This is a genomic window from Thermoflexibacter ruber (assembly GCF_900113045.1).
In the GTDB taxonomy this organism is placed as follows: domain Bacteria; phylum Bacteroidota; class Bacteroidia; order Cytophagales; family Thermoflexibacteraceae; genus Thermoflexibacter; species Thermoflexibacter ruber.
Window position 1 is genome coordinate 16,165 of sequence record NZ_FONY01000044.1, and the last position, 24,926, is coordinate 41,090.

Genomic DNA, 24,926 nt, shown 5'->3' on the forward strand with positions numbered 1-24,926 from the left:
ACATACGCATTATTGATTTAGTTAATCGTTCAAAGTGTGTTAAAAATCCGTATAAGATGAAATATTTAGGCGTAATAGTTTTTTTTCTTGCTCATCTATTTTCTTCTTTCACCTTCGCCCAAGACCACCAAAGGATAGAATTTGAAGCAAAATACCAAGCAGATAAATTTAACAATTTTCAGCTTGTTCCTCTCAAAAAACAAGGTTTTGTCTTGTTCAGAGAACATACCAAACAAAAGGGTAATTGGGTTTTTAGTCTGTATGATACCTGCTTGAATAAACAATGGGAGAAAAATATCCAAGTAAATCCCAAGTTTGTCTTCCAAGCTAAGCAAAGAGATGGAGAAAATATTTATCTGCTCTTTACTAAATATCAAAAAAGTGATTTTCAAATAGTTCAGTTCAATACGCTTACGCTTCAGCTCAGTTTGCATACTATACAAGGTTTGAAAAAATTTGGTTTTACAGGTTTTAGAGCGATGAACAATGCCTTTTTTGTCAGTGGGGTCATTGGACAAACTGCTTTGGTCTTGTATTTTGATTTGTTAGAGAAAAAAACAAGGGTGTTACCTGCTTCTTTGACAAAGGATTTGGAAATAGACAGCATAGAAAAAGACAGCCTCAACAATGTGCTGCATTTTACTATTGCAAGTGAAAAACGCACAGACTATGAGTTACTTATCAAATCCTTTGACACCCAAGGTAACTTAGTCAATGAAATCAAAGTAGGCAATACTAATGAAAATAAACTGATTTCAGGAAAACTCTCCGTCTTGGACAACGGGCAAAAAATTGTTATAGGAACTTACTCTGACGGTTCTTCTTCTTTGGCTGATGGAATTTATATTGCTGGTTTCCAAGAAAATAATACCCAAGAATACATACAGTTTTATCCTTTTTCTCAATTTGAGCATTTTTTTGATTTTATTCCCAAAGACTTTCAAAGGAAAGTTTCTAAGAAAAAACAAAAAAATAACACCCTCAAAGGCAAAGATGTACGCCTGCAATATCGCCTTTTAGTCCACAGTCCTATTTTGCGGAAAGAGGATATTCTGCTCATTGCAGAGGCTTACTTCCCTTTGTACCGCTACAATCCCAAAGTAGATTGGCAGGGAAGGCGCGAGGGGGTAACTTCTGAAATTGTTTTTGATAGCTACCAACATACTCACGCTTTGGCGTTGAGTTTTAATAGAAAAGGAAAATTGCTCTGGGACAATATTTTTAAAATAGAACAAGTCAAAAACAAGGATTTACAAAAAATTATCCAAGTGCGTGTCCGTAAAGATAGTTTGGTTTTGCTCTATGGAGCAGAGGGCTTTATCAAATCCAAAACCATTGAAAAACAATCAGTAAAAGACAGCGAAACCAAAGTGCCTATTCCTATCAACTCTCCACACGACCAAATCAAAAAAACGTACAGCAATGAAATTGCTTTTTGGTATGAAAAGCATTTTTTGGCTTGGGGATACCAAGCTATTGGCAATGAAAAAGGTACACCTAATGCTAAGAACCGGAAAGTATTTTTTGTGGCGAAGGTATTGTACTAAAATACGGAGTATATGCGAATGGTTAGGTTTCAATAGAGCTTTTATTATTTGATTTTCAATGAATTACTTTCTTAGGCTTAGATGGTTAATTTATCTAAATTGTTACTAACTACTTATGGAACACAGATAATACTAATTTTGCAGATAAAACACTGATTTTTGCGTAATTTATTAGTGAAAATCCATATAATCTGTAAAATCTATGCTCTGAGGTTATTATGCAAAAAAGTTATTCAATTAACTTACTGATTATACGTAAGTAAAAACTCTAATAAATATCTGTTCCTACTTTACTCTCCGCCTTCGTTGGTCTTTTGACCAGCGAAAAGGCTACAAAGCGCAGAGATATGTTTGTTGGTGAAAACATCAACAAAGGAATTAGAAATAAGTAATCAGCCCAATACACTTACACAAATGTATTAACTTTTCTTACAATCCTATATGTTTTATGTTAAAATAGAAACTTAGTTTGGGATTGAGCGAACTTTGTATCATAAATTGCCTCTATACGCATTTGGGCATAACCAGCACTTGTAGTCATGCCCTTGCCACCTATACCCGTGCAGATAAATATTTTATCTGAAATAGTGTGTTCAAAAATTCCCTCAGGGTGCGAGGCATAATAGCCTACCCAATAGCTTTGCATCTGCCAAGTAGGGAGGTCTAAAATCTGCTTCGCTTCGTCTATCATCAAATCGTTCAAATAAGTATTGATGCCAAAATCCAATGATTCTGTGTCTTTTACCCCGGCGTACTCGTGTGTATCGCCTATGATGATAGAACTGTCTATTCCTTGCTTAAATAAAATATGGATTCCGTATCTTTGGAGTTCAGGTTTAGGATTTTCTGCCAAAACTTTTTCGTAAGAGGGGCAAGCATGAAAAGCCTCATACCTGCGAATAGTAAGCCCCGTAAGAATAGCCCCTTGCAGATTGACCTCGGGCATAGGAACGGTTCGCATCATTTGTAACTTGCACAATTTGATGCCACTATTGGCAAAAAGTTCGGGAAAAAGGATTTTAAATTCGCTTCCATTACAGATAATGACTTTTTCTGCTGTGTATTTTTGCCCTTTGCTATCTATGACTTCGCAAAGCCCGTCTTGAATGTCGCAGTGTTTGACAAGTGTAGTATGCAAAAAATCTAAGTGATAGTCATGTATCAGAAAATCAATTACTTTTTGAATCATCTCTCTTGGCTCAACGGTGAGTTCTTGTGGGAAATACAAGCCTCCTACGCAATAGCTTTCTTTTAATCGGTCTATTTTAGCTAAACATTCCTCTTTGTCCAACAAATAAGAGGCATATTCTTTTTCTTGGTAAATTTGATGCAACTCATTGATTAACTGCCACTCTCCTTCGTTGGAGGCGATATAAGTTGCCCCATTTTCTCTGACGGTAATATTGGTTTTTCTTTGAATTTCTTTATAAACCTCTAAACCTATCTTTCCATACTTCCACCAAGGTTCCTCTTGCCCAGAGGGGACAACCTGCCCAAAATTACGAACACTGGCAGAGGAAGGGGTATTGTCTTTTTCTATCAGCAAAACAGAAAGCCCTTTTTTAAGGGCATGGTAGGCATGAAAAGTCCCTAATGCTCCCCCGCCAATAATGATGAGATGGTATTTTTTTGAATACATAAACGGTAAATTTTTAGCTAAAATTAAAATACTTGGCTTAGATAAAAAGGCATAAATGAGTATATTTAACAAAAAGTTCTTATTGAGAGGCAAAGATTCTTTTTAAGGCTTCCCTTCCTTCAAATTCAGTTCAAATAAGGTGCTTACATTGCGATTGAAAGATTATAAAAAACAAATACATTGAAACTTATCAAGCAATTCCTTTCTAAATCATCTACTTATGCTTTTGTCATCTATGCAAGTTTGGCGGCATTTAGCACCTATTCTTGTATGTATGCCTATCGCAAGTCATTTTCTGTCGGAATTTTTGAGGGAATGGAGTTTGGGGGCATAGACTATAAAAGTTTGCTCATTATCGCCCAAGTATTGGGTTATATGTCCTCTAAGTTTTTGGGAATCAAGATTATTTCCGAAATGAAATCCAGCAGTAGAATGTGGGCAATTCTTTTACTCATAGGTTTTTCAGAGTTAGCATTGGTGGGTTTTGCTTATATCCCTACTCCTTATAATATTATTTGTTTGTTTCTGAATGGCTTGCCTTTGGGAATGATTTGGGGCTTGGTATTCAGTTACTTAGAAGGGCGAAAAACTACAGAAATCTTGGGAGCAGTCTTGTCTTTGAGTTTTATAGTGGCTAATAATATTGCTAAATCGCTTGCTCAAACCCTGCTCCAACAAGGGATTTCAGAGTTTGCTATGCCGTATTTGGTAGGGCTAATCTTTGCTGTGCCTTTGTGCATTTCTGTCTTTTTGCTTAACCAAGTCCCCCCCCCAACTCAAGGAGATGAAGCAGAAAGAGTAAAAAGAGTGCCTATGAACGCACAAGCACGTTGGCAGAGTTTCCAATCTTTTGCTTTTGGGCTTACCTTGCTGATAATCAACTATATGTTTTTAACTGCTTATCGAGATTTGCAAAGCAATTTTGCCTCTAATATTTGGCTTGCTTTGGGCTATGCAGAAGTTCCCTCTATTTACATTACTACTACCTTGCCTATTACCTTGATAGTGTTGGCAATGATGGGTTTGCTTTACTTGGTCAAAGACAATTTCAAAGCCCTTTTGTCCATTCAAGGCATGATTATTTTGGGCTTACTCATGATTGGTTTGGGAACTTTTGCTTTTGAGCAAGGATTTATTTCAGGGGCATCATGGGTAATTATCACAGGTACAGGGACTTATCTTTGTTACATTCCTTTTAACTGCTTTTTGTTTGAGCGCACTATTGCTTCTTTTAAAATTGTAGGAAATGCAGGTTTTTTTATCTATCTGGCAGATTCTTTTGGCTACTTGGCGAGCGTAGGAACTTTGCTTTACAAAAACTTTTTTGAAACCCAATTAAGCTGGTATCGCTTTATTATCAACAGCAGTTATGCGCTTACTTTTGTTGGCTTAATAATTTCAATATCAACAATTTTATATTACTTGCATAAGCAGAGAACGTTAGTAAATAAAATAATTTTATCTTCTGAAATTCAACTAAACTAATTGATATGAGCATAAAATTAGCGGTCTTTGACATAGCGGGTACTACCGTTAAAGACTCCAACAATGTGCATGAAGCGCTACAAAAAGCCTTGCAAAGAGCGGGTTTTCATTTTACAGTAGAGGAGATTAATCCTTACATGGGTATTCCTAAGCCTTTGGCTATCAAATATCTATTAGAACAACGCCCTACAGCTAAACACTTGGTGGAGGACGAGGATTTTATTCAGGAGGTACACAAAGATTTTGTAGCAGAAATGTTACTTTTTTACCAACAAGCGGCAGAAGTAATAGAAAAGCCTTTTGCCTCAGAAGTTTTTAAAACATTGAAAAGCAAAGGCATCAAAGTAGCCTTAGATACAGGATTCTCAAGAGAAATTACTGATGCTATCATTCAGAGATTAGGCTGGGACAAGGGCGGTTTGATAGACTTTTCAGTAACGAGCGATGAGGTAGCGAATGGCAGACCATATCCTGACCTTATTTTTAAAGCCATGCAGATAGCAGGTATTGATGACAGTCAAGAAGTTGCCAAAATAGGTGATACATCTTCCGATTTGCAAGAAGGCACTACGGCGGGTTGCAAGTATGTGATTGGCGTTATTACAGGAGCATTTAGTAGAGAAGCTCTTGAAAAAGAACCACATACGCATTTGGTAGCTGATTTGAGGGAAGTTTTGACTATTGTATTAGCATAGATAAATGTTATACTCAAAATAAAATGATTTTTCAATCCCCTTCTCTTGCTGAGAAAGGGACTTTGGTTCTCTGACATTTTTTCCAATGAACAATACTATATCTAACTTTAAGCCCGTAGGGCTGTCATCTTGGTAGAAAAAGGTAAGCCCAACCTCCAGCAACTCCGTAGGCGTGAAATATGCCACCGCTACGCGGTTTTATTCATTATTTTCTACAAAAATAGCACACCTACGGTGTTAGTCAAAGGCAGATGAAAGTCCAATGCTTATATAAGTTTTACACAGAAAGTGTCAGAGAACCGGGACTTTGGAGTAAAGAAAATTTCAAAACCACTTTTGATTGAGTATAAAAGCACATTTGTCCAATTCTAAGTATTTACAAAACAACACACATCACCCAAAAATTGTACCTTTATAAAAGTTAAAACTTCATAAAGGTACAGTGTTTTTATTTACCTTCTTCGCTCGCTTTCAATAATTTGCTGATATAATTTTTCAAAAGAATCATTGTATTTTTTATACAAACCCTCGTAGAGTTTAAGGCGTTCCTTAGCAGTTTGCAGTTCTTTTTCATCAAAATCGCCTTGACTTACGCTTCCCTTCTCCAAAGAGGCTTTCTCCGCTTCTAACTTCTCTACTCTTCCTTCTTGCCTTTGCACCAGCCTACCGTAAAGCACAGATAATTGGTTCAATATCAACAAACTTCTATCTTTAAGGCTGCTATTGCCAAAGTTGCTAATTCTGTTTTTAGCCAAATATTCCAATACTTCCATTGACCTCCTGCCAAGTGTATCGGCTAAGTCCTGAGCGCGTTTGTCCTCTCCAAGTAAGTGGAAAAGCTCGACATAGCGAGGGATATAGTAATCATAAGGAATACTCTTATCTGGGATTTGTGCTAAACTCCACTCTAATACTTCTTTTGCCTTGTCTTCTTTTCTTTCTACATAAAACTGATACGCTAAGCGATAAAAAGCATTGCGTTCATTTGCTCCAAACTTTTTGTATTCCTCATCATGGTAAACATTAGGGTCGTCAAAACCTCTAAATTGGAATTTCTTGATATTTTCATACATAATGCCTGTATCTACTTCTCCTAAATCCCCTCCATCAGTTCTGTAAGGCACGATGCGGTATGCCAAACCTTCCATTTGCAGGTAGTTTCTTAGCTCTATTGCTGTGGTATTAGCAGAGGTATTATTAAAGTAAAGAGGTCTTTTCCAATCGCTTGTAGCTAACATGTCCAAAATCATCAAGTCGCTTTTGAACAAAGCCCCGCTTCCTTGACGCAAGCCAAAACGCATTTGACGGACTATTCGCGATTTCTTATTCTCCGGAACAACATTCATTTGAGCCACTGCCGCACTATCCACATTCAGCACAAAGTTCTTAGAAGGCAAACTTGCTGTACTTCCCCCACCTTGCAATTCTACCATAATGTTTGGATTAGATTCTTTTACCCACTTCATGTAAGTCTTTAAGTCTATGCCCGCAGCCAACTGCTTGTATTCTGTTCTATCTAAATAAGGCACATAGTCATTTGTTCCTGATTTGTACTGGTCATATTCCAAAGAAATAGGCAGAGGTTCAGATTCATACATCTGACGTTTCAATTGGTTAATGTACCAGTCTGTACTCAAATAGCTCAATACCACTACCCTCACGTCTGTCCTAAATCCTTCTACATCTTGCACATACCAAAGAGGGAAGGTATCGTTGTCCCCGCCTGTAAACAAGACAGCATTGGGCGCGCAACTTGCTAAGGTATTTCTCGCTTGGTCTATGGAATGGTAGCGATTGGAGCGGTTATGGTTATCCCACCCTTTGGCACCCATGATAGTAGGTACAACCATGCAAAGTGCAGTAGCTATCGCAGGGCGGATAGTATCATTTTTTATCAACTTTTTAAGCCACTCACTAATGCCAATGACCCCAAAGCCAATCCACATTGCAAAGGCATAAAAAGAACCTACATAAATATAATCTCTTTCTCTTGGCTCCACGGGCGGCGAGTTCATGTAAAGCACCAAAGCAATGCCCGTAAGGAAAAATAGCATCATGACTACGGCAAAATTTTTCTCGTCTTTGCTCAATTGGAAAAACAAGCCTAACAAGCCCAAGACCAAAGGAAGCATATAAAAATTATCTCTTGCTTTGCTTCTTGCCGCTTCGGGAGTTTTGTCATTGCTTGGGTCAAAAGGCGTCAACCAGCCAGCCTCTTTGTCGTCCCCATCTCTGCCCGCAAAGTTCCAAAGGAAATAGCGGAAATACATGTGTCCAAGTTGATACCTAAACAAATAAGTCAAGTTGTCTATAAAATTTGGTTTTTTCCTACTTTCTGGAATATTTGCCCATTCTCTGTATAGTTGCGGGTGGTCTTCGCCTTGGCTGTGCATACGTGGCAAAAGCATTTCGTTAGAATACACTGCTTCTGTTTTGTAATCATAAATTTCGTACTTGTCTTTTCCCTTGCGGTACAAAGGCTCTTTTTGTACGACTTCTAATCTTTCAGAGGCAAAAGTACGTCCGTAAAGCAAAGGTCTATCGCCGTATTGCTCTCTTTTCAAGTAAGATACGAAAGACATCACGTCTTCTGGATTGTTTTCGTCTATAGGAGGGTTGTAGTTAGAGCGAATCAGCACTAAGCCATAAGAGGCATACCCTATCAGCACAAAAGCAAAACCCAACAAAGCAGTATTTAAAATTTCATTTTGTTTTTTAATGGAATAAATAATGCCGTAAACCACCGCACCTAAAAATAAGATAGCAAAGAATAAAGCCCCAGAACCAAAAGGCAAGCCAATGCCATTGACAAAGAAAACTTCAAACTTCCCTGCAATAGTCGGCAAACCGGGAATGACAAAATACATAATAAGGATAATGATGCCCCCACTAATTGCCATAGTGCTTATCAAGCCCCAAAGGGTGATGGTAGGATATTTTTTATAGTAATAGACCAAACCTAAAGCAGGAATAGTTACCAAGTTGAGCAAGTGAACCCCAATGGAAAGTCCCATCATATAAGCAATGAGAATCAGCCACTTATTTGCCAATATAGGATTGTCTATGGTTTCCCATTTGAGCATCGCCCATACTACGAAGGCAGTAAAGAAAGACGACATACCGTACACCTCTGCTTCTACGGCAGAAAACCAAAAAGAATCAGAGAAGGTATAAGCCAACCCGCCTACTACCCCTGCACCTATCAAAGTAATCTGCTGTCCTAAGCTATATTCTCCATCATTTTCAGGAGCGGGAATTAGCTTTTTCCCTAATAAAACAATAGACCAATAAAGGAAAAGAATAGTAAAGCTACTTGACAAGACAGAAATCATATTTATCCAAAACGCTACTCTTTCCACCTCTCCCATAGCTAAAAAGGAGAACATTCTGCCCATGAGCAAGAAAAAAGGCGCACCGGGGGGGTGAGGCACCATGAGTTTGTAAGAAACAGCGATAAACTCCCCACAATCCCAGAAACTTGCTGTTTCCTCGACAGTTAATACATATACAGTAGTGGCAACAATACATACAAGCCAGCCGACTATGTCATTTAGTTTTTTGAAACTCATTGAGTTAAGTAATTATATAATAAGATAAGATGCTACAACTTTTGCACAAAGCTATAAAAGTTTCTGTAAAAGAAAAAATATAGTACATTTACATTCAGATTCACACTAATTATAAAACAATAGCGAAACAGACGAACAGTAGGCAAGTAATGGGTGATGATTACAATTGTATGATGGTATTTTATCTACCTGTTATTAATTTGATGAGAAAAGTGTTTTTTGAATAAAAATCTGTATTTATCAGCCCAATCCGTATTATCGGTGTTCTGTTTTGGAACACTGATGACACAGATTGTACCGATGAAAACGGATTTTTTTAACACATAAAATTATCATACATTTAAAAGCACCACCCTTTTACTTTTTAGTATAAATAGTTACTAAGATTGTAAGAAAAGTTAATACATTTGTGTAAACGTATTGAACTGATTACTTATTTCTCCTGAAAAATAGTAAATAGGCAATGATGAGAAAAAATCATAGTATTATCAGGGCATTGCAAAATTGCGAGCTTTTTAAGCACTTGCCAGAAAATGAATTAGAGGTGATTGCCTCAAAGGTAAAAATGCGCCAATTTTTTCCTGATGAGGTCATCGTTTGGCAAGGTAATCCCAGCGATAGTTTATTTTTAGTTACCAATGGTATCGTAACGGTCAAGCGCATTATCAACGAGAATGAGGAGCAGATTCTCAACTACCTGATGGCAGGCAATACTTTTGGAGAAATTGGGATTTTAGAAAATAAGCCTCGTTCTGCAACAGTTGCCGCTTTGAGTGATGTTGATGTAGTGGTTATTAGGAGGGCTGATTTTATAGATATTTTATACCAATTCCCATCTGTAGCGATTGAGTTGGCAAAAATGTTGGGCAGATACTTGGTAGATTCCAACCGCCGCCGTAGCAGAGGCAATTCCAATATCAAACTTATTTTACTTTTTGATGTCTTTGGTAGCTTAGGAGCAACCAGTGTGGGCATAAGCTTAGCCAAAGTATTGCACCAACGCACCAAGCATAAAACAGTTTATACGGAATACCCTGTCCCTCAAAAGCTCATCGCAGACTTGCACATAAGCAGAAAAGAAAAAATCTACCAGCACCCCGCAGGTTTTGATATTTTGCTTTCTCAAGAAGAAAGATTCTTTTCTGACAAAGTCAAAACTACCATGATGCTCGACACGCTTATCAATGATTATGAGAATATTATCATTACCCTGAATGAAAATATAGACGAAAACCAAGATGGGATAGTCGACCAGGATATAGCTATGATGCTCGATTATGCCAAACAAATTATTATGTTCTGCCCTCCCGAACCAAGTGTTTGGGGACATGTCGAGGAGATTCAGAAGAAACTACGCAAACGCATACGCACTAACGAAACAAATATTTTTACTCTTATCAATTATTGTAGTAAGGAGTACAAGGACGTAGCCTTTCCTTACCCTGTAGATTTTCAACTACCCTATCTTACTGCTTTCCCCCCGCTGCGCGATATGCACGCTAAGGAAGTATCTATTCCTACCCCTTTGTTGGATATTTTTGGTACTTTGGCGGATAGGCTGGAGCGAACCAACAATATTGCTATGTATATCCCTACTACGGTAGATGTGGACAAGCAAATAGATACTACGCTTTATGTAGAAAAAACTTTGAAGTTTTTTGGAGAAAGGTTTGGCGGCGCTACCAGCAAGCAAGCGCAAGGCGTTTGGAATAGCGAACAGGTAGGACTGGTTGGGGAAACTGTTTTTATTGTCAATTCGTATGTTACCCAAGCTGATTTGAACAAATATTTGGACGAGGTCATAGATTACGTCAAAGAGATTAAGGTAGAGTTGAAACAAGAAGCTATGGCATTAGAAGTAAACCAGAAACTTACATTGATTTAATATGCAAAAAATCAATCTTATAGATGTGGGTGCTTTAGACGGTTTTGACTTGCCATGGAAAAGACACCAAGACAAAATCGGTTTTGCCCTTACTTTTGAGCCAAACGAACAGCCCGTTTTTGGAGAAAAAATTATCAAATACAACTCTGCGATTTGGGATTATGATGGCGAAGGTAAGTTCTACATTATTGGGAGCATTGGACAAGGCTCATCACTTTTAGAACCTAACTATGAGTGGGTGAGAGAAAACTTTGACCAAATCAGAAAAGAAGGTAACATCAAATTTAATGATACTTGGTGGGAAAGAACAGTAATAAAAAAAACTGAAATGCTCAAAGTCAAGCGATTGGATACTGTTTTAACAGAAGTAAATGAAAAGCTACAAAGCGAAGGCAAATCTCCTATCCGATTTCACTTCCTTAAAAGTGATACACAAAGCGGGGAATACTATGTACTAAAAGGGGCAGAGAGTTTTCTCAAAAATGATTGTATAGGTTTAGAAATAGAGGCTTTTCGCTACCCTATGTATAAGGGCGTGGTCATTGATACAGAAGTAAAAAAATATTTGGAAGATTTGGGCTTTGAGCAAATCGGTTGGACAGGCTATATGTATTCCTTTCATGCTGCTTGCGATTACCTTTTTGTGAAAAAGAATCCTAAAAATACCGAGGAGAAAGTCCTAATTGAACTTGTCAAGTCAGTTTATCAGCCTAAAGGCAAAGATGGTATCATTAAAAAAGCCTCTCTATATGAAAAAATACACCATAGAGTAGATAAGTTGAGCCACTTCTTAAAAAAGTTCGTCTAATACATGTGAAGTAACTTTAAACAAACTTTCAATGCTTTATCACAAGCTATTCCCTATCATTACAAAGCCGTTCCAGTAATAAGGCATGGCATACTTCTTATCTTTGAGCAATCTTAACTTGGAGCGACGCAAGGCTTCTGACTTGCTCATTTTTCTGTTTCTTGAAAGTTGAGTGTAAAAATCTACAACCAATTCTTTGGTAGCCGTATCAGTAACTTTCCAAAGAGAAACCATGATGTTTTTTGCTCCTGCATAGAGAAAACTGCGCGCCAAGCCAACTATACCTTCTCCTTTGATTACTTTGCCAAGCCCTGTTTCACAAGCACTTAGCACTACCAAGTCTGCATTGAGTTGGAGGTTATATACTTCGCTTGAGTGAAGAATTCCGTCCTCTTTATCATTATTTTGCTTGTAAAGAATGATACCTGAAAGTGCAGGATTTTGTGTATTGACAAAGCCGTGGGTGGCAAAGTGAATGTATCTATAATCTTTTAAGTCCAATCTTTTTAATGCCCCTTCTGTGGCTTTCTCCCCTTTAAAAATTTCTCTTTTATTTTTATCAAAAAGTTGGGCTATTTCATCTACTTCCTGCTCGGTAGCGGGCAAGGGATTGAGAAACTCCTCTTGGTAATCTCGGCGAGCATTTTCGTTCAAATCTATTGGCAATACTTCTAAATCAGATTCTGATACTTGTTTAGTGCTTTTCTTAGCACTCATGGGCGTAGCCAAAAGATTTCTTGTTCTGTTTTTAAAAATAGGAGCAAATGCCAAATAATCATGCTGAGGTGTTTGGGTTTGCTCAGACTTATTGAGCAAAAGTAAAGAAGAATACGAATAAGCAAAATTGTACTTTTTTAATAAGTAAGGCATCTCAGCAAAGTTGTCTATGGCTATATTCTTCTTTTCGAGTTTCTTTGCATCTATCAATGCCTCTAAGGAAACAATGCCCAAAACTGCATCAGGAATAATGAGCAAGTTTTTTCCAACTATCAAATTTTCAATAGGTTCTATCAGTTTTCTGTAAAGTTTTATCCCATAGTCATACGCAGGCTTTTCCAATTTATAGTACAAACTGCCTCTAAAAGCTCTCAAATCTTTCTCAAAAGTAGGCTCTTTGGTAAGTTGGGTTACATGATACCCTTTTTCTGAAAGTGTGAAAATATAAATAGATTCATTCCCAACGAAATACTCTACTAAGGTAAGTTTTTCTTTTTTCTTGTCTTTCTTGAGGGTATTTTCTAACTCATGGAAATCCACATCGCTTACTTTGTATTTCAAATCGTAGTATTTGGGGTAGGTTTTTTCCAAGTGGGCGATGAGTTGGTCATACTTGGTCTTATACTCAAAAATCTTTGCTTTCAAAGTCTTGACTTTGTGTTTATCTGCACTTTCTTTGCTGACTTCTTCTTTGGTCAGTGCCTTATCTAAGCGATGCAGTTCTTCCCTTAGCTCATATTCTTTGCTTAGGAGGCTGTCTGGGATTCCTGCTATTTTGCGTGCTTGAACATCAGCTATGGCACTTCTGAGGACACCTGCCTTACTTTTTTCAGAAAAGATAAATGCCTCTTGGTAAAATCTCTTGTCATTGAGCATATTGGAGAGTTGCAAGCACAGTTTAATTCCCTCTTCGTAGATAGGTACGGTATATTCTGCCAAAAGAATCTTTGAACCTTCGGACTTGTAGCTATTACGCATTTTTTCAATCAAGTCCGTAGCAAGTTCGTAATGTGCTAAAGCATGATTCAAGCAATTCACTTTGGTTTCGTTAGGTACAGCACATTTCTTGAGCAAGCGAGCCTTGCTGTCCAAGACTTTAAGCAATAAGGGTTCTGAGAGCGTTTTTTCTATGGAAGGCAAAGCAAGGAAGTTAGTATCCTCAAAGTCAGGAATAAGAGCTGTCATAGCCTTTTGCAAATAGTGCAATGCTTCCATGTCTTGGTTCATCTGCTCCCTAATTCTGGCTAAGTGGTAGTAGTCTTCGGCTACCGCAGGGTGTTTCTTACCTAAGACTTTTTCATAGACTTTGATGGACTTCAAAGTATAGTCTATGGCGAGTTCCCAGTTGTGGGCTTTCTGTGCTAACGCTCCTAACTGGCTATAAATCTTTCCTATATATGGGTGTTCCTTGCTTTTTAGTACATTGCTGTAAATGGCTAAGGCTTTCAAAAGATGCTCTTTTGCCAAAGAATCCTGCCCTATTTCCTTAAAAAGAGACCCCAAACTGCTATAAATAGAGGCTGTAGTAGGGTGATTTTCTTTCAAAGATTTTTGAGCAATATTTAAAGCCTCTTCATAATATTTCTTCGCCTTTTCGTACTCTTTTTTCGTGAAATGTGTATCTCCTAAGTGTAATAGATTTTCTGCCTTCTCGGGGTGATGGGTATGGAGTTTTTCTTGGCGAATTGCTAAGGCTTTTTCCTGATAATGAATAGCTTGGTCTATATCTCCTTTGGAAGCATACGTAACTCCTAAGTGGTCAAGCACACTTGCATATTGCTCTGAGGGTATATCTTCTAAGGTTTGTAAGGCTTTCTGCTCATATTCCAGTGCCGCATCAAACAATCCGCTCTTTTGCTTGCTAATACCAATGTTCAGGTTTGCTTTGGCGATGTGGCTAAGATTATTCAAAGAATCCTTACGCCAGAAATTCAGTGCTTTTTCTTGGTAAACTGTAGCAGAGTCGTATTCTCCTTTGGCATCAGCAATGAGTCCTGTAATGTGCCAATTTAAAGCTATCATCGCACTGTCTTTGCTGTATTGAGTAGCTTTTCGCAGATATTCAAGGGCTTTTTCGTAATCTCCTATTTTTTGGTAGTTGTCTGCAAGGGTTTGAATAATGGAGGCAAGGGTAACTACGTCTTTGGATTTGTTCTTTTGCAGTATTTTCAAAGTCCTGTCCATACTTTCTGCGGCTTGGTAGTAATAGCCCGAAGCTAATAGTATTTTACCTTCATTTAAGTAGGCATCTGCCAATTTTTTCCATGAAGGCTTAGATTTATCTACTTGCAAGCGTAAAGCAACTGCTTTATTTGCATATTGCATGGCTAAGTCGTAGAGGTGGAGTTTTTCTACGATTTTGGATTTCCAAAGGTAAGCATCAGCCGAGAGGTCTAAGGCAAGGGGACGCATAGACATTCCCACTTTGGCTAATTTTCTACGTTCTATGGTTGCTAAAACACTGTCAATAAAAAACTTAGCAGGTTCGTAATTTCCTTTTTCAAAATAATTTTTTGCCAAATTACTTAAACATACCGCATGCAGGGTGTAGCGCCCTCTCTTAGCAAACTCGGGAGCAGCTTGCAAAAAGTAGGTATTGGCACTATCAGTGCGTTGTTTATTTTGGAAGTGGAGTGCTTTGTAATAAAGATGATATGCTCTGTCCAACTTGTTAGGCTTTACCTCTTGCCCATACACATCTAAACAAAGTACAACCCACAAAAACAGTAGCAGTTTTAATTTCATCTTAGCTTTTGGTTTAAAGAACCTAAAAATCTATCCGAATAAACGCAAATATGATGACTAAGGACTATTTAAGTCATAAAAAAAGTGTAAGTATAATGTAAGATTTTTATTTTTTATAAAATGTAAATTACACAAAATACTTAGGCAAGAAACTAAAAATAGTGATATTTCTTGGAATAGTACAAATTAAAATTTTTTTAATCTAAAAATTAGTCGCAAAAAATGTGTTTAGGATAATTCCTTTTGACAACTTACTATGGTAGCTTTTAAAGGGAAATTAAATCAATTTGCTTGCGCTTAGATTTGCCTATTTTTAGTAAAGAGGGAACTTTTATATTTGTAAAAAGTCCCTTTATTTTTGAGTCATTGTTAAGTAATTCAACTTTCTCAAACGTTCTTTAAAATTAATTAGACATTTTTGAATATTTGTATTAAAATAAATTGTTATGTCAAAGTAAAAAGATACATCAAACCTCTAACAGAATCCCGACTTGCAGAGTTGTAATAAGGTTATAAATACAGGGAAAATAATCTTTTACGCAGACCTGTCAGGCGATTATTTTAAGTAGTCAAGGGTAAGTAAGTAATTCAACAAAAATAATCGTTCTTTCAAAATTTGTAACTAATTTATAACTAATACTTTATAATTTTAAAAAGAACGCATAAAAAAGTTGACTTAAGTATGACCATTTATATTTTAAATCGTGCCATTACGCTAAATTTCTTTTGGACAGCAAGTTTAGTACTATCTATGCACTTCTTTGGCTTTTTCTTGATGAATTGGGAAGTAACAAGGTCTTTTTTTGAGGCACTTACTCCCGCTAACTTACTTGTTTCTGGCTTTGTATTGTTGGCATTCCACCCATCTTGGAGTAGAAAGTTTACTCTTGCTTGCTTATTAGTATTTTTGGGTGGTTTCTTTATCGAGGTAGTAGGGGTACATTCAGGGCTTATTTTTGGAGAATACGTCTATGGAGAAGCCTTAGGAATTAAGATATTAGGTGTGCCTCTTACTATTGGGTTAAATTGGTTAGTGCTGATTTATGCTACGGCATCTTTAGTAGCAGATTGGCAAGTCCCTATCATCTTTAAAGCATTCATTCCTGCTGTCTTAATGACCACCTTAGATTATTTGATTGAGCCTGTGGCTATTGTACATGATTTTTGGCATTGGTTTGGACACCCCGTCCCACTGAAAAACTATGTAGGCTGGTTTATCTCTGCTTATGTATTAGCATGGGTATTTTTCTATCTCGACGCACCTAAAAAAAACCGAATGGCTTATGTTATTCTTTTGGCTCAACTATTTTTCTTTGGTATGCACTGGCTTTGGGCATTTGACTAAATAAATATTTTTATTGCTCATTCCCTTTAAATTCATATTTTTACGTTGCAGAGATAGCTATACAAATTTCATGTTACCTTTTATGTATCCTTATCAACCCATCATTAATATCGCCGAAATCTGTTCTCAACATGGTTTGAAGCAGGTAGTTCTTTCTCCAGGTTCCAGATGCGCCCCACTTACTATTGCTTTTGCTCGCCATCCTGAAATTAGTACTTATATTATTCCTGATGAGCGCAGTGCCGCTTTTATTGCTTTGGGCATGGCACAGCAACTCAACCAACCCCTTGCTTTGCTCTGTACCTCTGGTTCGGCAGGTTTGAACTACTACCCTGCTATTGCAGAAGCTTATTACCAACAAATTCCGCTTTTAGTATTGACTGCGGATAGACCCCCAGAGTGGATAGACCAAGCCGATGGGCAGACGATTCGCCAAAAAAATATGTATGCCAATCACATCAAGGCAAGTTACGAACTGCCTGTGGATTACTCGCATCCTGACGCAGTTTGGCAGATAGAACGCACAATGAATGAGGCAATTAATCTATGTAAGGCTTACCCTCCAGCCCCTGTGCATGTCAATTTGCCCTTTAGAGAACCCCTCTACCCACCTGAAAACTTTGAAATGAAATTTGATAAAAGTGTAAAGATTTTTAAAGAAACAAAGAGCGTTCCTACTTTGCCACAAAATGCCTGGGAGGAGATTTTAGAAGTATGGAATCTGGCAGAGAAAGTATTGGTAGTGGGTGGGCAGAATAGATTGGATACTGAATTGTGCGATGGCTTGCAAAGTAAATTGGGCATCGTACTTATTGCAGATGTTATTTCAAACTTGCACCCTTGCCCGATAGATAAAATCCATTTCCAAGATATTTTTTTAGCTAACAAAGAAATCCAACAAAAATTGGGACAAGCCGATTTGCTGATTACTTTTGGGAAATCTGTGATTTCTAAAAACTTAAAATTGTATCTAAGGAATCAAAAACCGAAACATCATTGGCACATACAAGAGGCGGGAAATGTCCCTGATACTTTTAAAAGTCTGAGCAGGGTGATTAGAACTACACCTACTTATTTTTTTAATAATCTTGCTCAAAAGCAAAAAACTAAACCTCACATTATGGGAAGAAGACTTGCATACCTCAATTCATGGACAGAGCAAGAAGTTTCGTTCATCAATCGTCTAATACTTCCCATAGATTTCTCAAAAAATATTGCTGATATTTTTGAAACATCAGCTTTTAATGAGAAACCTTTGTCTGAGCTGGAGGTAGTGAGTGCAATCATGAAAAATATTCACCATGCAAATTTGCATTTGGCTAATAGCATGACGGTTCGCTATGCCAACTACTTGCAACTGCCCTCCAATAGCAGCGTAGAAGTATTTGCTAATCGTGGGACAAGCGGCATAGACGGTTGCCTTAGTACAGCAGTAGGTCATGCCTTAGCCCAACCTGACAGAATGAATGTGCTAATTATAGGAGATTTAGCATTTTTTTATGACCGCAACGGACTATGGCACAACTACCTGCCTAAAAACCTAAAAATTGTTGTCCTGAACAATCACGGGGGGGGTATTTTCAAAATGATAGATGCTGGTAGAGTCCCCGAGGCTGATGAGTATTTTGTAACCAAACAATCCCTTAAAGCAGAACGCACTGCGATTGATGCAGGCATAGAATACTTTTACGCTAATAGTAGGTCTGATTTTCAAAAAGTTTTAAAAATATTTTTGCAAACCAATGAAAAGGCTCAGCTATTAGAAATCGAAACCTATATAGAGGAGAATATGCAAATTTTAAATGAATACAAGAAAATATAGAAACTACTTTCTCTTATTTTATTTGCTTTAACTCTGCTAACAGACTTTCTAAAATTTTGGCTCTGTCAAACTCCTCCAATGCAAGCTGTCGACTGCGACTGCCTATAGCCTGCTTTTCTGAAAGTGTCATTTTTGAAAGTGTTAAGATATTTTTTTTCAATGAGTTAAAATCATTGGGAAGGCTAACAAAACCTAATTGGTGTTGTTCAACGAGAGAGGCACCTTCGCCTCCCCCACAAAACAAAATAGGTAAACCAGTGGCCATCGCCTCGTAAATCTTGGAGGGTACTGTCCCTAAAACCACTGCCTTCTGAGCAATGAGCATCGCATCAAAGGTAGGTAAAAGCTTGGCAACTTCTTCATGCTTGACAGCCTCATGTAGGGAAATCCCTACCTCAGGATTTGATGCCACAAACTTAGCGATTTGATTTTTCTCATACCCATCACCAAAAATATGTAGTTCAGCATTTAATTCCTTAAAATTCAGGTTTTTACAAATAGATAGAATACCCTGAGCAATTCCAAGCAAACCTGCATATACTATTTTCAAAGGAACATTTCTCTGCTCAATGAAAGTTAGTGGTTGGAAAAGTTGGCAATCTACCCCCGTTCTATATAGAAAAGTAGGAGTTTGAGGCGCAAACTGTCCAACATACGTCAAAATTTCTTGTGATTGACCTATGCAAAGTTTTGCACTACGATATAAAAATTTTTCAATGGCATGGGCTATACGGTAAAGACCATTTTTAGAGATTTTTCCTAAATCTAATAAGGCACGAGGCCATAAGTCAGAGATGTTCAGAACAAATCTTGCTTTGTAAAAATTTGATAAAAAGTACGCCGACAAGGCTAAGAGCAAAGGAGGTGATTGGACGATGACTATATCAGGCTTTTTTTGCCTTTTAAAAAAAATAGAAAACAATACAGAAAAAGAAAGGCTTGCCATACTTAGCAAGCGAGTTGTTAAATTATTGGCATTGGACGGGTAAAGTGGGAAATGCCTTACTAAGACCCTTTCATCATAGACTTGATAAAAAAAATAAGAGGAATAAGTTGGGAAAATCTTTCCCGTTGGATAGTTAGGCATAGCAGTCAAAACCTCTATTTGATACCCTGCTTTGGAAAGCCCCTGTGCCATATACCTCATGCGAGAAGCACATGCCCCCTGCTCAGGTGGATAGTTAGGAGATATAATAAGAATATAACGGCTATTAGACACTGAAAAGTTGCTAAAATACTGATTAGGCTACAAAAATGAGAAAAATATAAAAAAAGATAGAGCTATGACTGACAAATTTGTTTGGAAAGTATCATAAACCTATTACTTAATATACATAAAAAAAATTATTACTATCTTGCTAAGCAAGTTTTTACAAACATCTTAGTTCTCGAATTAACTATTTGATTTATGAAAAAATTACTATTTATTTTACTCCTACTTTATTGCTTTGCTGCCTCAGCACAGCAAAAAGGTGGCAAGCAGACTGCACTCGTCAGCACTAAAAAGCCACTGACCCACAGCGTATATGACTCTTGGAAAGAAATTGGCTTTCGTGCAGTTTCTAATGATGGGAGTTGGGCAGTTTATACCGTCAATCCCCAAGAGGGAGACGGGAAGGTAATTTTTTATAACCTGAAAACCAATCAGATAGACTCTGTCCAAAGAGCTTCTCAAGTAGAGATTTCCCAAGACAATCAGTTTGTTGTTTTCAAGATTGCTCCCCCTTTGAAGATTATGAAGGACTTGAGACGACAAAAAAAGAAAAAAGAAGACTTACCCAGAGATACTTTGGGGATTTATAACTTGCAGACTAAGCAGTTGGCAAAAGTAGCGAACTTAAAATCTTTTAAACTTCCCGAAAAAGCAGGGGCTTGGCTTGCCTACCAAATAGAGCAAATAGAAAAAAAGGAAACGCCTAAAAAAGACACTGCCAAAGAAGTAAAAAAAGAAGAAGCTAAGAAACCTGCTAAACCCAAGAAAAAGGAAAGCGAAGAGAATGGTTATCGCCTTGTAATGAGGAAGTTAGCCAATGCTAAGGAAACAACTTTTGACTTTGTGAAGGAATATAAGTTTGACAAATTTGGAAAAAATCTAATTTTCAGCACTACGGGCAATGACAGCACCTTGTTGGCAGGGGTGTATGTCTATGACCTGCAAAGTGAAAAACTGAAACCGCTTTTCAGGGCTAAAAAAGGTAATTTCAAGAACTTAGCCTTTGATGAGAGTGGCAGTCAAGTGGCTTTTGTCGCAGACTTGGATACGACTAAGACGCAAGTTCGCTATTTCAAACTCTATCATTGGAAAAATGGACAAGATTCTGCTTTGGCAATTGCTGATACTACAAATATTACCAAAGGTCTGTTGGTTAGTGAACACTACGTGCCTAATTTCTCCCAAAACGGGGCAAAGCTATTTTTTGGTATGGCGAATAAACCTGTGGTGCAGGATACGACCTTGCTTCCAGAGGAAATAGTAAACTTAGATATTTGGCATTGGCAGGACGATTACATCCAGCCACAACAAGGCAGAAGATTGGAGCAGGACAAAAAACGCTCCTATCTTTCTGTTTATCATGTAGATAGTAAGAGAATAGTGCAGTTAGCCACCAATGAAGTTCCCTCTATTAGTTTAGCCAATGAGGGCAATGCCAACCTTGCTTTGGCAAGTTCAGATGTCCCATATCGCCGCCTGACCAATTGGGACATCTCGGGTTTTGAAGACTTGTATTTACTTGATTTGCAAACAGGTAATAAAAAACTGATTCAACAAAAAATCAAAGGCGATGCGGCAATTTCTCCGCAAGGAAACTATGTGTATTGGTTTAGCTTGCCTGATACGGCTTGGTTTACCTATTCAGTGAAAAGTGGGCAAATTTTCAAACTCAATCAAGGATTAAAAGAAAAATTTGCAGATGAAGAAGACGACCACCCCGACTATCCTCTCGAGTATGGCTTTGCAGGTTGGACAGAAAACGACCAAACTTTTTTAGTCTATGACCGCTATGACATTTGGGCTTTTGACCCCGAAAATCGCAAAGCCCCAGTGAATCTGACCCAAACAGGTAGGAAAGAAAAACTCGTTTTCCGCAACATTCGCCTTGACCAAGAGGAAAAATTTTTCAAAGCAGACCAAACGCTTTTACTTTCAGTTTTTGATGAAACTACCAAGCAGTCAGGTTATTACAGCTTAAATCTGAAAGACAATAGCAAGCAAAAACTGCTTATGGACAACTATCGCTTTTCTACTTTCCAAACTCGCAAGGCAAAAGATGCCAGCGTATTGCTATTCACCAGAGAGAGTTTTAAAGACTATCCAGATTTGTATGCTACTGATTTGACTTTCAAAAACATAAAGAAAATTTCAGAAGCAAATCCACAGCAAAAAGACTATGCTTGGGGCAGTGTAGAAATGTACTCTTGGCTTTCCTTAGACGGTATTCCTTTGCAAGGTTTGCTTTACAAGCCAGAGAATTTTGACCCGAAAAAGCAGTATCCAATGATGGTGTATTACTACGAAAAAAACTCAGACAATATTCATAATCACATCGTTCCTGCGCCTATTCGCTCTGCCATTAACTACACTTACTTTGTAAGCAATGGTTATCTTGTTTTTGTTCCAGACGTAGTTTATCGCATTGGCTATCCTGGGGAAAGTGCCTATAACTGCATCATGCCTGCCGTTACCAGCCTGATAGAAAAAGGTTTTGTAAATAAAGAACGTATTGGTATTCAGGGGCATAGCTGGGGAGGCTACCAAAATGCCTATCTCATTACCAAGACCAACTTGTTCAGAGCCGCAGAGGCAGGCGCGCCTGTGAGCAATATGGTTAGTGCTTATGGTGGAATCCGTTGGGAATCAGGGTATAGCCGTATGTTCCAATATGAAAAAAGTCAAAGTAGGATAGGTGGAACTTTGTGGGAAAAACCTTTGAGATTTTTAGAAAACTCTCCTATTTTCTTTGCAGACAAGGTAAATACGCCCCTTTTGATGATGCACAATGACGAAGACGGGGCTGTGCCTTGGTATCAGGGTATTGAGTATTTCATGGCATTGCGAAGGTTGGGAAAACCTGTATGGATGCTGAACTATAACAAAGAAGCACATGGACTTACCCAACGTCAAAACCGCAAGGATTTTGCGATTCGTATGTACCAATTTTTTGACTATTACCTCAAAGATGCCCCCATGCCCGAATGGATGAAAAAAGGCGTGCCGATGCTTGAAAAAGGTGTAAACAAGGGTTTGACCCTGATGAATGAAGAAAAAGAATAATGAAAATCAAAAAAAGTTTTAGCCTTTGCAAGTTCTGATATTGCTTTGCAAAGGCTAAATGATTTGATAAGTAGTCGAGCAAAAATAAAAGTCTTTAATCAGCGTACAATCTATGATTCCCGCCACCTTAAAAACAACTTATATAAATGATAAACAGATATTTTGTATTTTGATAGCAAAATAAAAAATCTATCTTTCCAACTCAATAATTGCATTTTTTGCAATATTTCTGCAAATTTGAAAACCAAGTCAAAATTTTCGGTAAAAAAGCTCAGCCGCAAATGATAACGTACAGAAATAGCTAAGGCAAGGTTTTCTTCTTGGGTTTGATTTTGAGCGAGGGCTTTTTCATGGATTTTGAGCGTAGAAAGCAAGTGTTTGTTATTTCTTTTTAGATAAAATGCCTTGCCGTGAGAATGTTTTAAAATTCGTTTTTTTACCAATATATCATTGATAAAGAAGTACTTGTATTTTTTTGATGTTCGTGCCCAAAAGTCATAGTCTTCATAACTTAGGCTTTGGTCATAGCCTCCTATTTCCTCTAAGACTTTTTTTCTTATCATCATGCTTGGCGCACTGATGAAAGATTTTGCTAAAACCTTTGTATAAACTTCCCCTGATGGCACTTTTTGCAGTAATTTTCCTGTTTTATCTCTTTTGTAAAACTGACCTATTACTTTTGATTTTTCATCTATCAAATGTACATCAGAGAATACTACGCCATACTCCTCTCCTAACTTTTCAAAATGATTTACTTGGCTTTCAATACAATGCGGAAGTAGCACGTCATCACTTGCCAAATCAATTACGTATTTTCCCTCTGCCTGTGCCAAACCAATATTAAAAGCCTTACAGTTGCCTACATTTTCAGTTAAACGAATAAACTTAACTTCTTCATTATTATTTTGATTATTAACAAATTGTTGAATAATTTTTACACTTTCATCATTACTTGCATCATCTACAACAATCAGTTGGATAGGCTGGTAGGTTTGAGCCAACACTGAAGCCAAACTTTCCTCTACGTAGGGTGCATGATTATAGCAAAGTGCAATGACGGAAACTAAGGGCTTGTCCATTTTTTCTTTTTCTTTCAAAAAAATGCTATTTTTGCTAAAATTAGAGATTTTATTCTTCAAGACGAGTTTTGAAATTAAATAATGTATGAAAGAACAGCAAGAGCAATGGACGGAAATTATTAGTGGAGAGCATTATTGGTTAGATTTGAAGTTGAAAGAAGTTTGGAGGTATAGAGATTTGATTCGTCTATTTGTTTGGCGTGATTTTGTTGCCGCTTACAAGCAAACCTTGTTAGGTCCTCTTTGGCACTTTATCAACCCCTTGATAAGCACCTTGATATATACCATTATTTTTGGGGTGATAGCCAATATTGACATGGGAGGCGTTCCTCCTTTTCTTTTTCAGTTAGCAAGCGTTACTTTTTGGGGATATTTTGCTCGCTGTTTCAGTGTTACTCAGATTACTTTTCTGGGCAATGCGGGTATTTTTGGCAAGGTGTATTTCCCTCGCTTGACTGTACCTATTGCGGGTGTTATCTCTGCTCTTATCCAGTTGGGTATTATGCTATTGATTTTTTTTACTGCTTGGCTGTATTATAAGTTTACGGGTAGGAGTGTGCATGTTGAACCTTTGGGCTTGATGCTGCTTCCTGTCCTATTGCTAATTACTTCACTCATGGGCATGGGCTTAGGGGCAATCGTAGCGGCTCTTACTACCAAATACCGCGACCTCAACTTATTTGTAAGCTACGGCATATCCTTGCTGATGTATGCCTCCGCTGTGGTCTATCCCCTTTCTGCCGTTCCTGAGAGTTTCAGAATTTATGTTACTATCAATCCTATTTCGTATTTGATGGAGGGCTTTCGCTATACTTTTTTAGGATTTGGGATATTGGATACTTGGGGGCTATTGTATAGTGCGTGTTTTGCCATAGTGATTTTCTTTATTGGAATTGTAGCTTTTAACCAAACAGAAAAAGACTTCATTGATACTGTTTAAAAATTCTTGCAGTGGTGTTTTGTTAAAATACATTAAAAATAACGTGAGTTATTGAGGTAATTGCTTAAAAGTCAATTTTTTATGATAAAAAATGTTCAATATTAATAAATATAGTATATTTGAAAATTACACTAATCAAAGAATACTATGTACTTAATATTGAACACAACAAAACTAATAGAAATTTACATTACTTGTGATGACTTTGCTAAAAAATTTCAACAGTATCAATTAAGTCAAGGACAAGTTGTACCACAAGAAAAAATGTCTTGTTCAGAAATCATGGCAATTGTGATTTATTATCATATATCAGGCATGAAATGTTTCAAATATTACTATCAAAGTATTATTAAAGGCTATCTAAAATCTTATTTTCC

15 protein-coding genes and 1 pseudogene are annotated in these 24,926 nt (G+C 37.4%); 10 read left to right on the plus strand and 6 right to left on the minus strand.

The window, feature by feature from the left end; genetic code table 11:
- Window positions 1-56 precede the first annotated feature (56 nt).
- A complete protein-coding gene (locus tag BM141_RS18895) occupies window positions 57-1,547 on the plus strand; it encodes a hypothetical protein (RefSeq protein WP_143090993.1) in 1,491 nt (496 codons plus the stop codon).
- A gap of 451 nt (window positions 1,548-1,998) precedes the next feature.
- Here BM141_RS18895 and BM141_RS18900 read toward each other — a convergent pair whose 3' ends face one another.
- Complete coding sequence (locus BM141_RS18900) at window positions 1,999-3,186, minus strand: TIGR03364 family FAD-dependent oxidoreductase (protein WP_091549042.1); 1,188 nt, start codon at window positions 3,184-3,186, stop codon at window positions 1,999-2,001.
- Window positions 3,187-3,366: 180 nt separating this feature from the next.
- Here BM141_RS18900 and BM141_RS18905 point away from each other — a divergent pair, with 180 nt between their 5' ends.
- A complete protein-coding gene (locus tag BM141_RS18905) occupies window positions 3,367-4,671 on the plus strand; it encodes a DUF5690 family protein (protein WP_221407712.1) in 1,305 nt (434 codons plus the stop codon).
- Between the two features lie 5 nt (window positions 4,672-4,676).
- Window positions 4,677-5,366, plus strand: coding sequence for an HAD hydrolase-like protein (locus BM141_RS18910; protein WP_091549031.1), 690 nt, complete (start codon window positions 4,677-4,679; stop codon window positions 5,364-5,366).
- On the opposite strand, the gene BM141_RS18915 is transcribed toward BM141_RS18910, so the two are convergent.
- Together BM141_RS18915 and BM141_RS18920 are read right to left on the minus strand one after the other, a co-directional pair.
- On the minus strand, window positions 5,358-5,552 hold the full coding sequence (locus tag BM141_RS18915) for a hypothetical protein (protein WP_091549032.1): 195 nt from the start codon (window positions 5,550-5,552) through the stop codon (window positions 5,358-5,360). The two genes, BM141_RS18910 and BM141_RS18915, sit on opposite strands and share 9 nt — an antisense overlap.
- A gap of 266 nt (window positions 5,553-5,818) precedes the next feature.
- A complete protein-coding gene (locus tag BM141_RS18920; RefSeq protein WP_091549033.1) occupies window positions 5,819-8,935 on the minus strand; it encodes a glycosyltransferase family 117 protein in 3,117 nt (1,038 codons plus the stop codon).
- A 463-nt stretch (window positions 8,936-9,398) separates the two neighbouring features.
- Here BM141_RS18920 and BM141_RS18925 point away from each other — a divergent pair, with 463 nt between their 5' ends.
- Together BM141_RS18925 and BM141_RS22635 are read left to right on the plus strand one after the other, a co-directional pair.
- The gene (locus BM141_RS18925) at window positions 9,399-10,820 is read left to right on the plus strand and encodes a Crp/Fnr family transcriptional regulator (protein ID WP_091549034.1); all 1,422 of its coding nucleotides are present in this window, start codon (window positions 9,399-9,401) and stop codon (window positions 10,818-10,820) included.
- Between the two features lies 1 nt (window position 10,821).
- The gene (locus tag BM141_RS22635; RefSeq protein WP_143090994.1) at window positions 10,822-11,628 is read left to right on the plus strand and encodes an FkbM family methyltransferase; all 807 of its coding nucleotides are present in this window, start codon (window positions 10,822-10,824) and stop codon (window positions 11,626-11,628) included.
- A gap of 39 nt (window positions 11,629-11,667) precedes the next feature.
- Here BM141_RS22635 and BM141_RS18935 read toward each other — a convergent pair whose 3' ends face one another.
- Window positions 11,668-15,090, minus strand: coding sequence for a CHAT domain-containing protein (locus BM141_RS18935; protein ID WP_091549035.1), 3,423 nt, complete (start codon window positions 15,088-15,090; stop codon window positions 11,668-11,670).
- 682 nt (window positions 15,091-15,772) lie between these two features.
- Between BM141_RS18935 and BM141_RS18940 the strand changes: the two genes are divergently transcribed.
- Both BM141_RS18940 and menD read left to right on the plus strand, forming a co-directional pair.
- Entirely contained in the window at window positions 15,773-16,435 is a 663-nt protein-coding gene (locus BM141_RS18940) for a carotenoid biosynthesis protein (RefSeq protein ID WP_091549036.1), read from the plus strand.
- A gap of 82 nt (window positions 16,436-16,517) precedes the next feature.
- The gene (gene menD / locus BM141_RS18945) at window positions 16,518-18,257 is read left to right on the plus strand and encodes a 2-succinyl-5-enolpyruvyl-6-hydroxy-3-cyclohexene-1-carboxylic-acid synthase (RefSeq protein WP_245764115.1); all 1,740 of its coding nucleotides are present in this window, start codon (window positions 16,518-16,520) and stop codon (window positions 18,255-18,257) included.
- A 13-nt stretch (window positions 18,258-18,270) separates the two neighbouring features.
- Here menD and BM141_RS18950 read toward each other — a convergent pair whose 3' ends face one another.
- Entirely contained in the window at window positions 18,271-19,476 is a 1,206-nt protein-coding gene (locus BM141_RS18950) for a glycosyltransferase family 4 protein (protein WP_091549038.1), read from the minus strand.
- 189 nt (window positions 19,477-19,665) lie between these two features.
- On the opposite strand from BM141_RS18950, the gene BM141_RS18955 reads away from it, so the two are divergent.
- On the plus strand, window positions 19,666-22,530 hold the full coding sequence (locus BM141_RS18955) for a S9 family peptidase (RefSeq protein WP_091549039.1): 2,865 nt from the start codon (window positions 19,666-19,668) through the stop codon (window positions 22,528-22,530).
- A gap of 110 nt (window positions 22,531-22,640) precedes the next feature.
- Here BM141_RS18955 and BM141_RS18960 read toward each other — a convergent pair whose 3' ends face one another.
- Window positions 22,641-23,627 (minus strand): glycosyltransferase family 2 protein, encoded by a 987-nt coding sequence (locus BM141_RS18960; RefSeq protein WP_143090995.1) that lies wholly within the window; start codon window positions 23,625-23,627, stop codon window positions 22,641-22,643.
- Between the two features lie 67 nt (window positions 23,628-23,694).
- Between BM141_RS18960 and BM141_RS18965 the strand changes: the two genes are divergently transcribed.
- Both BM141_RS18965 and BM141_RS23110 read left to right on the plus strand, forming a co-directional pair.
- Window positions 23,695-24,549, plus strand: a complete 855-nt coding sequence (locus BM141_RS18965) for an ABC transporter permease (protein ID WP_091549041.1) — start codon at window positions 23,695-23,697, stop codon at window positions 24,547-24,549.
- A 147-nt stretch (window positions 24,550-24,696) separates the two neighbouring features.
- Window positions 24,697-24,926 (plus strand): annotated as a pseudogene (locus BM141_RS23110) (IS982 family transposase); the annotation flags it as partial.

Coding starts and splice junctions, on each gene's coding strand:
- BM141_RS18895 (WP_143090993.1), top strand. CDS start 57: ATGAAATATTTAGGCGTAATAGTTTTTTTTCTTGCTCATCTATTTTCT.
- BM141_RS18900 (WP_091549042.1), bottom strand. CDS start 3,186: ATGTATTCAAAAAAATACCATCTCATCATTATTGGCGGGGGAGCATTA.
- BM141_RS18910 (WP_091549031.1), top strand. CDS start 4,677: ATGAGCATAAAATTAGCGGTCTTTGACATAGCGGGTACTACCGTTAAA.
- BM141_RS18920 (WP_091549033.1), bottom strand. CDS start 8,935: ATGAGTTTCAAAAAACTAAATGACATAGTCGGCTGGCTTGTATGTATT.
- BM141_RS18925 (WP_091549034.1), top strand. CDS start 9,399: ATGATGAGAAAAAATCATAGTATTATCAGGGCATTGCAAAATTGCGAG.
- BM141_RS22635 (WP_143090994.1), top strand. CDS start 10,822: ATGCAAAAAATCAATCTTATAGATGTGGGTGCTTTAGACGGTTTTGAC.
- BM141_RS18935 (WP_091549035.1), bottom strand. CDS start 15,090: ATGAAATTAAAACTGCTACTGTTTTTGTGGGTTGTACTTTGTTTAGAT.
- BM141_RS18940 (WP_091549036.1), top strand. CDS start 15,773: ATGACCATTTATATTTTAAATCGTGCCATTACGCTAAATTTCTTTTGG.
- menD (WP_245764115.1), top strand. CDS start 16,518: ATGTATCCTTATCAACCCATCATTAATATCGCCGAAATCTGTTCTCAA.
- BM141_RS18955 (WP_091549039.1), top strand. CDS start 19,666: ATGAAAAAATTACTATTTATTTTACTCCTACTTTATTGCTTTGCTGCC.
- BM141_RS18965 (WP_091549041.1), top strand. CDS start 23,695: ATGAAAGAACAGCAAGAGCAATGGACGGAAATTATTAGTGGAGAGCAT.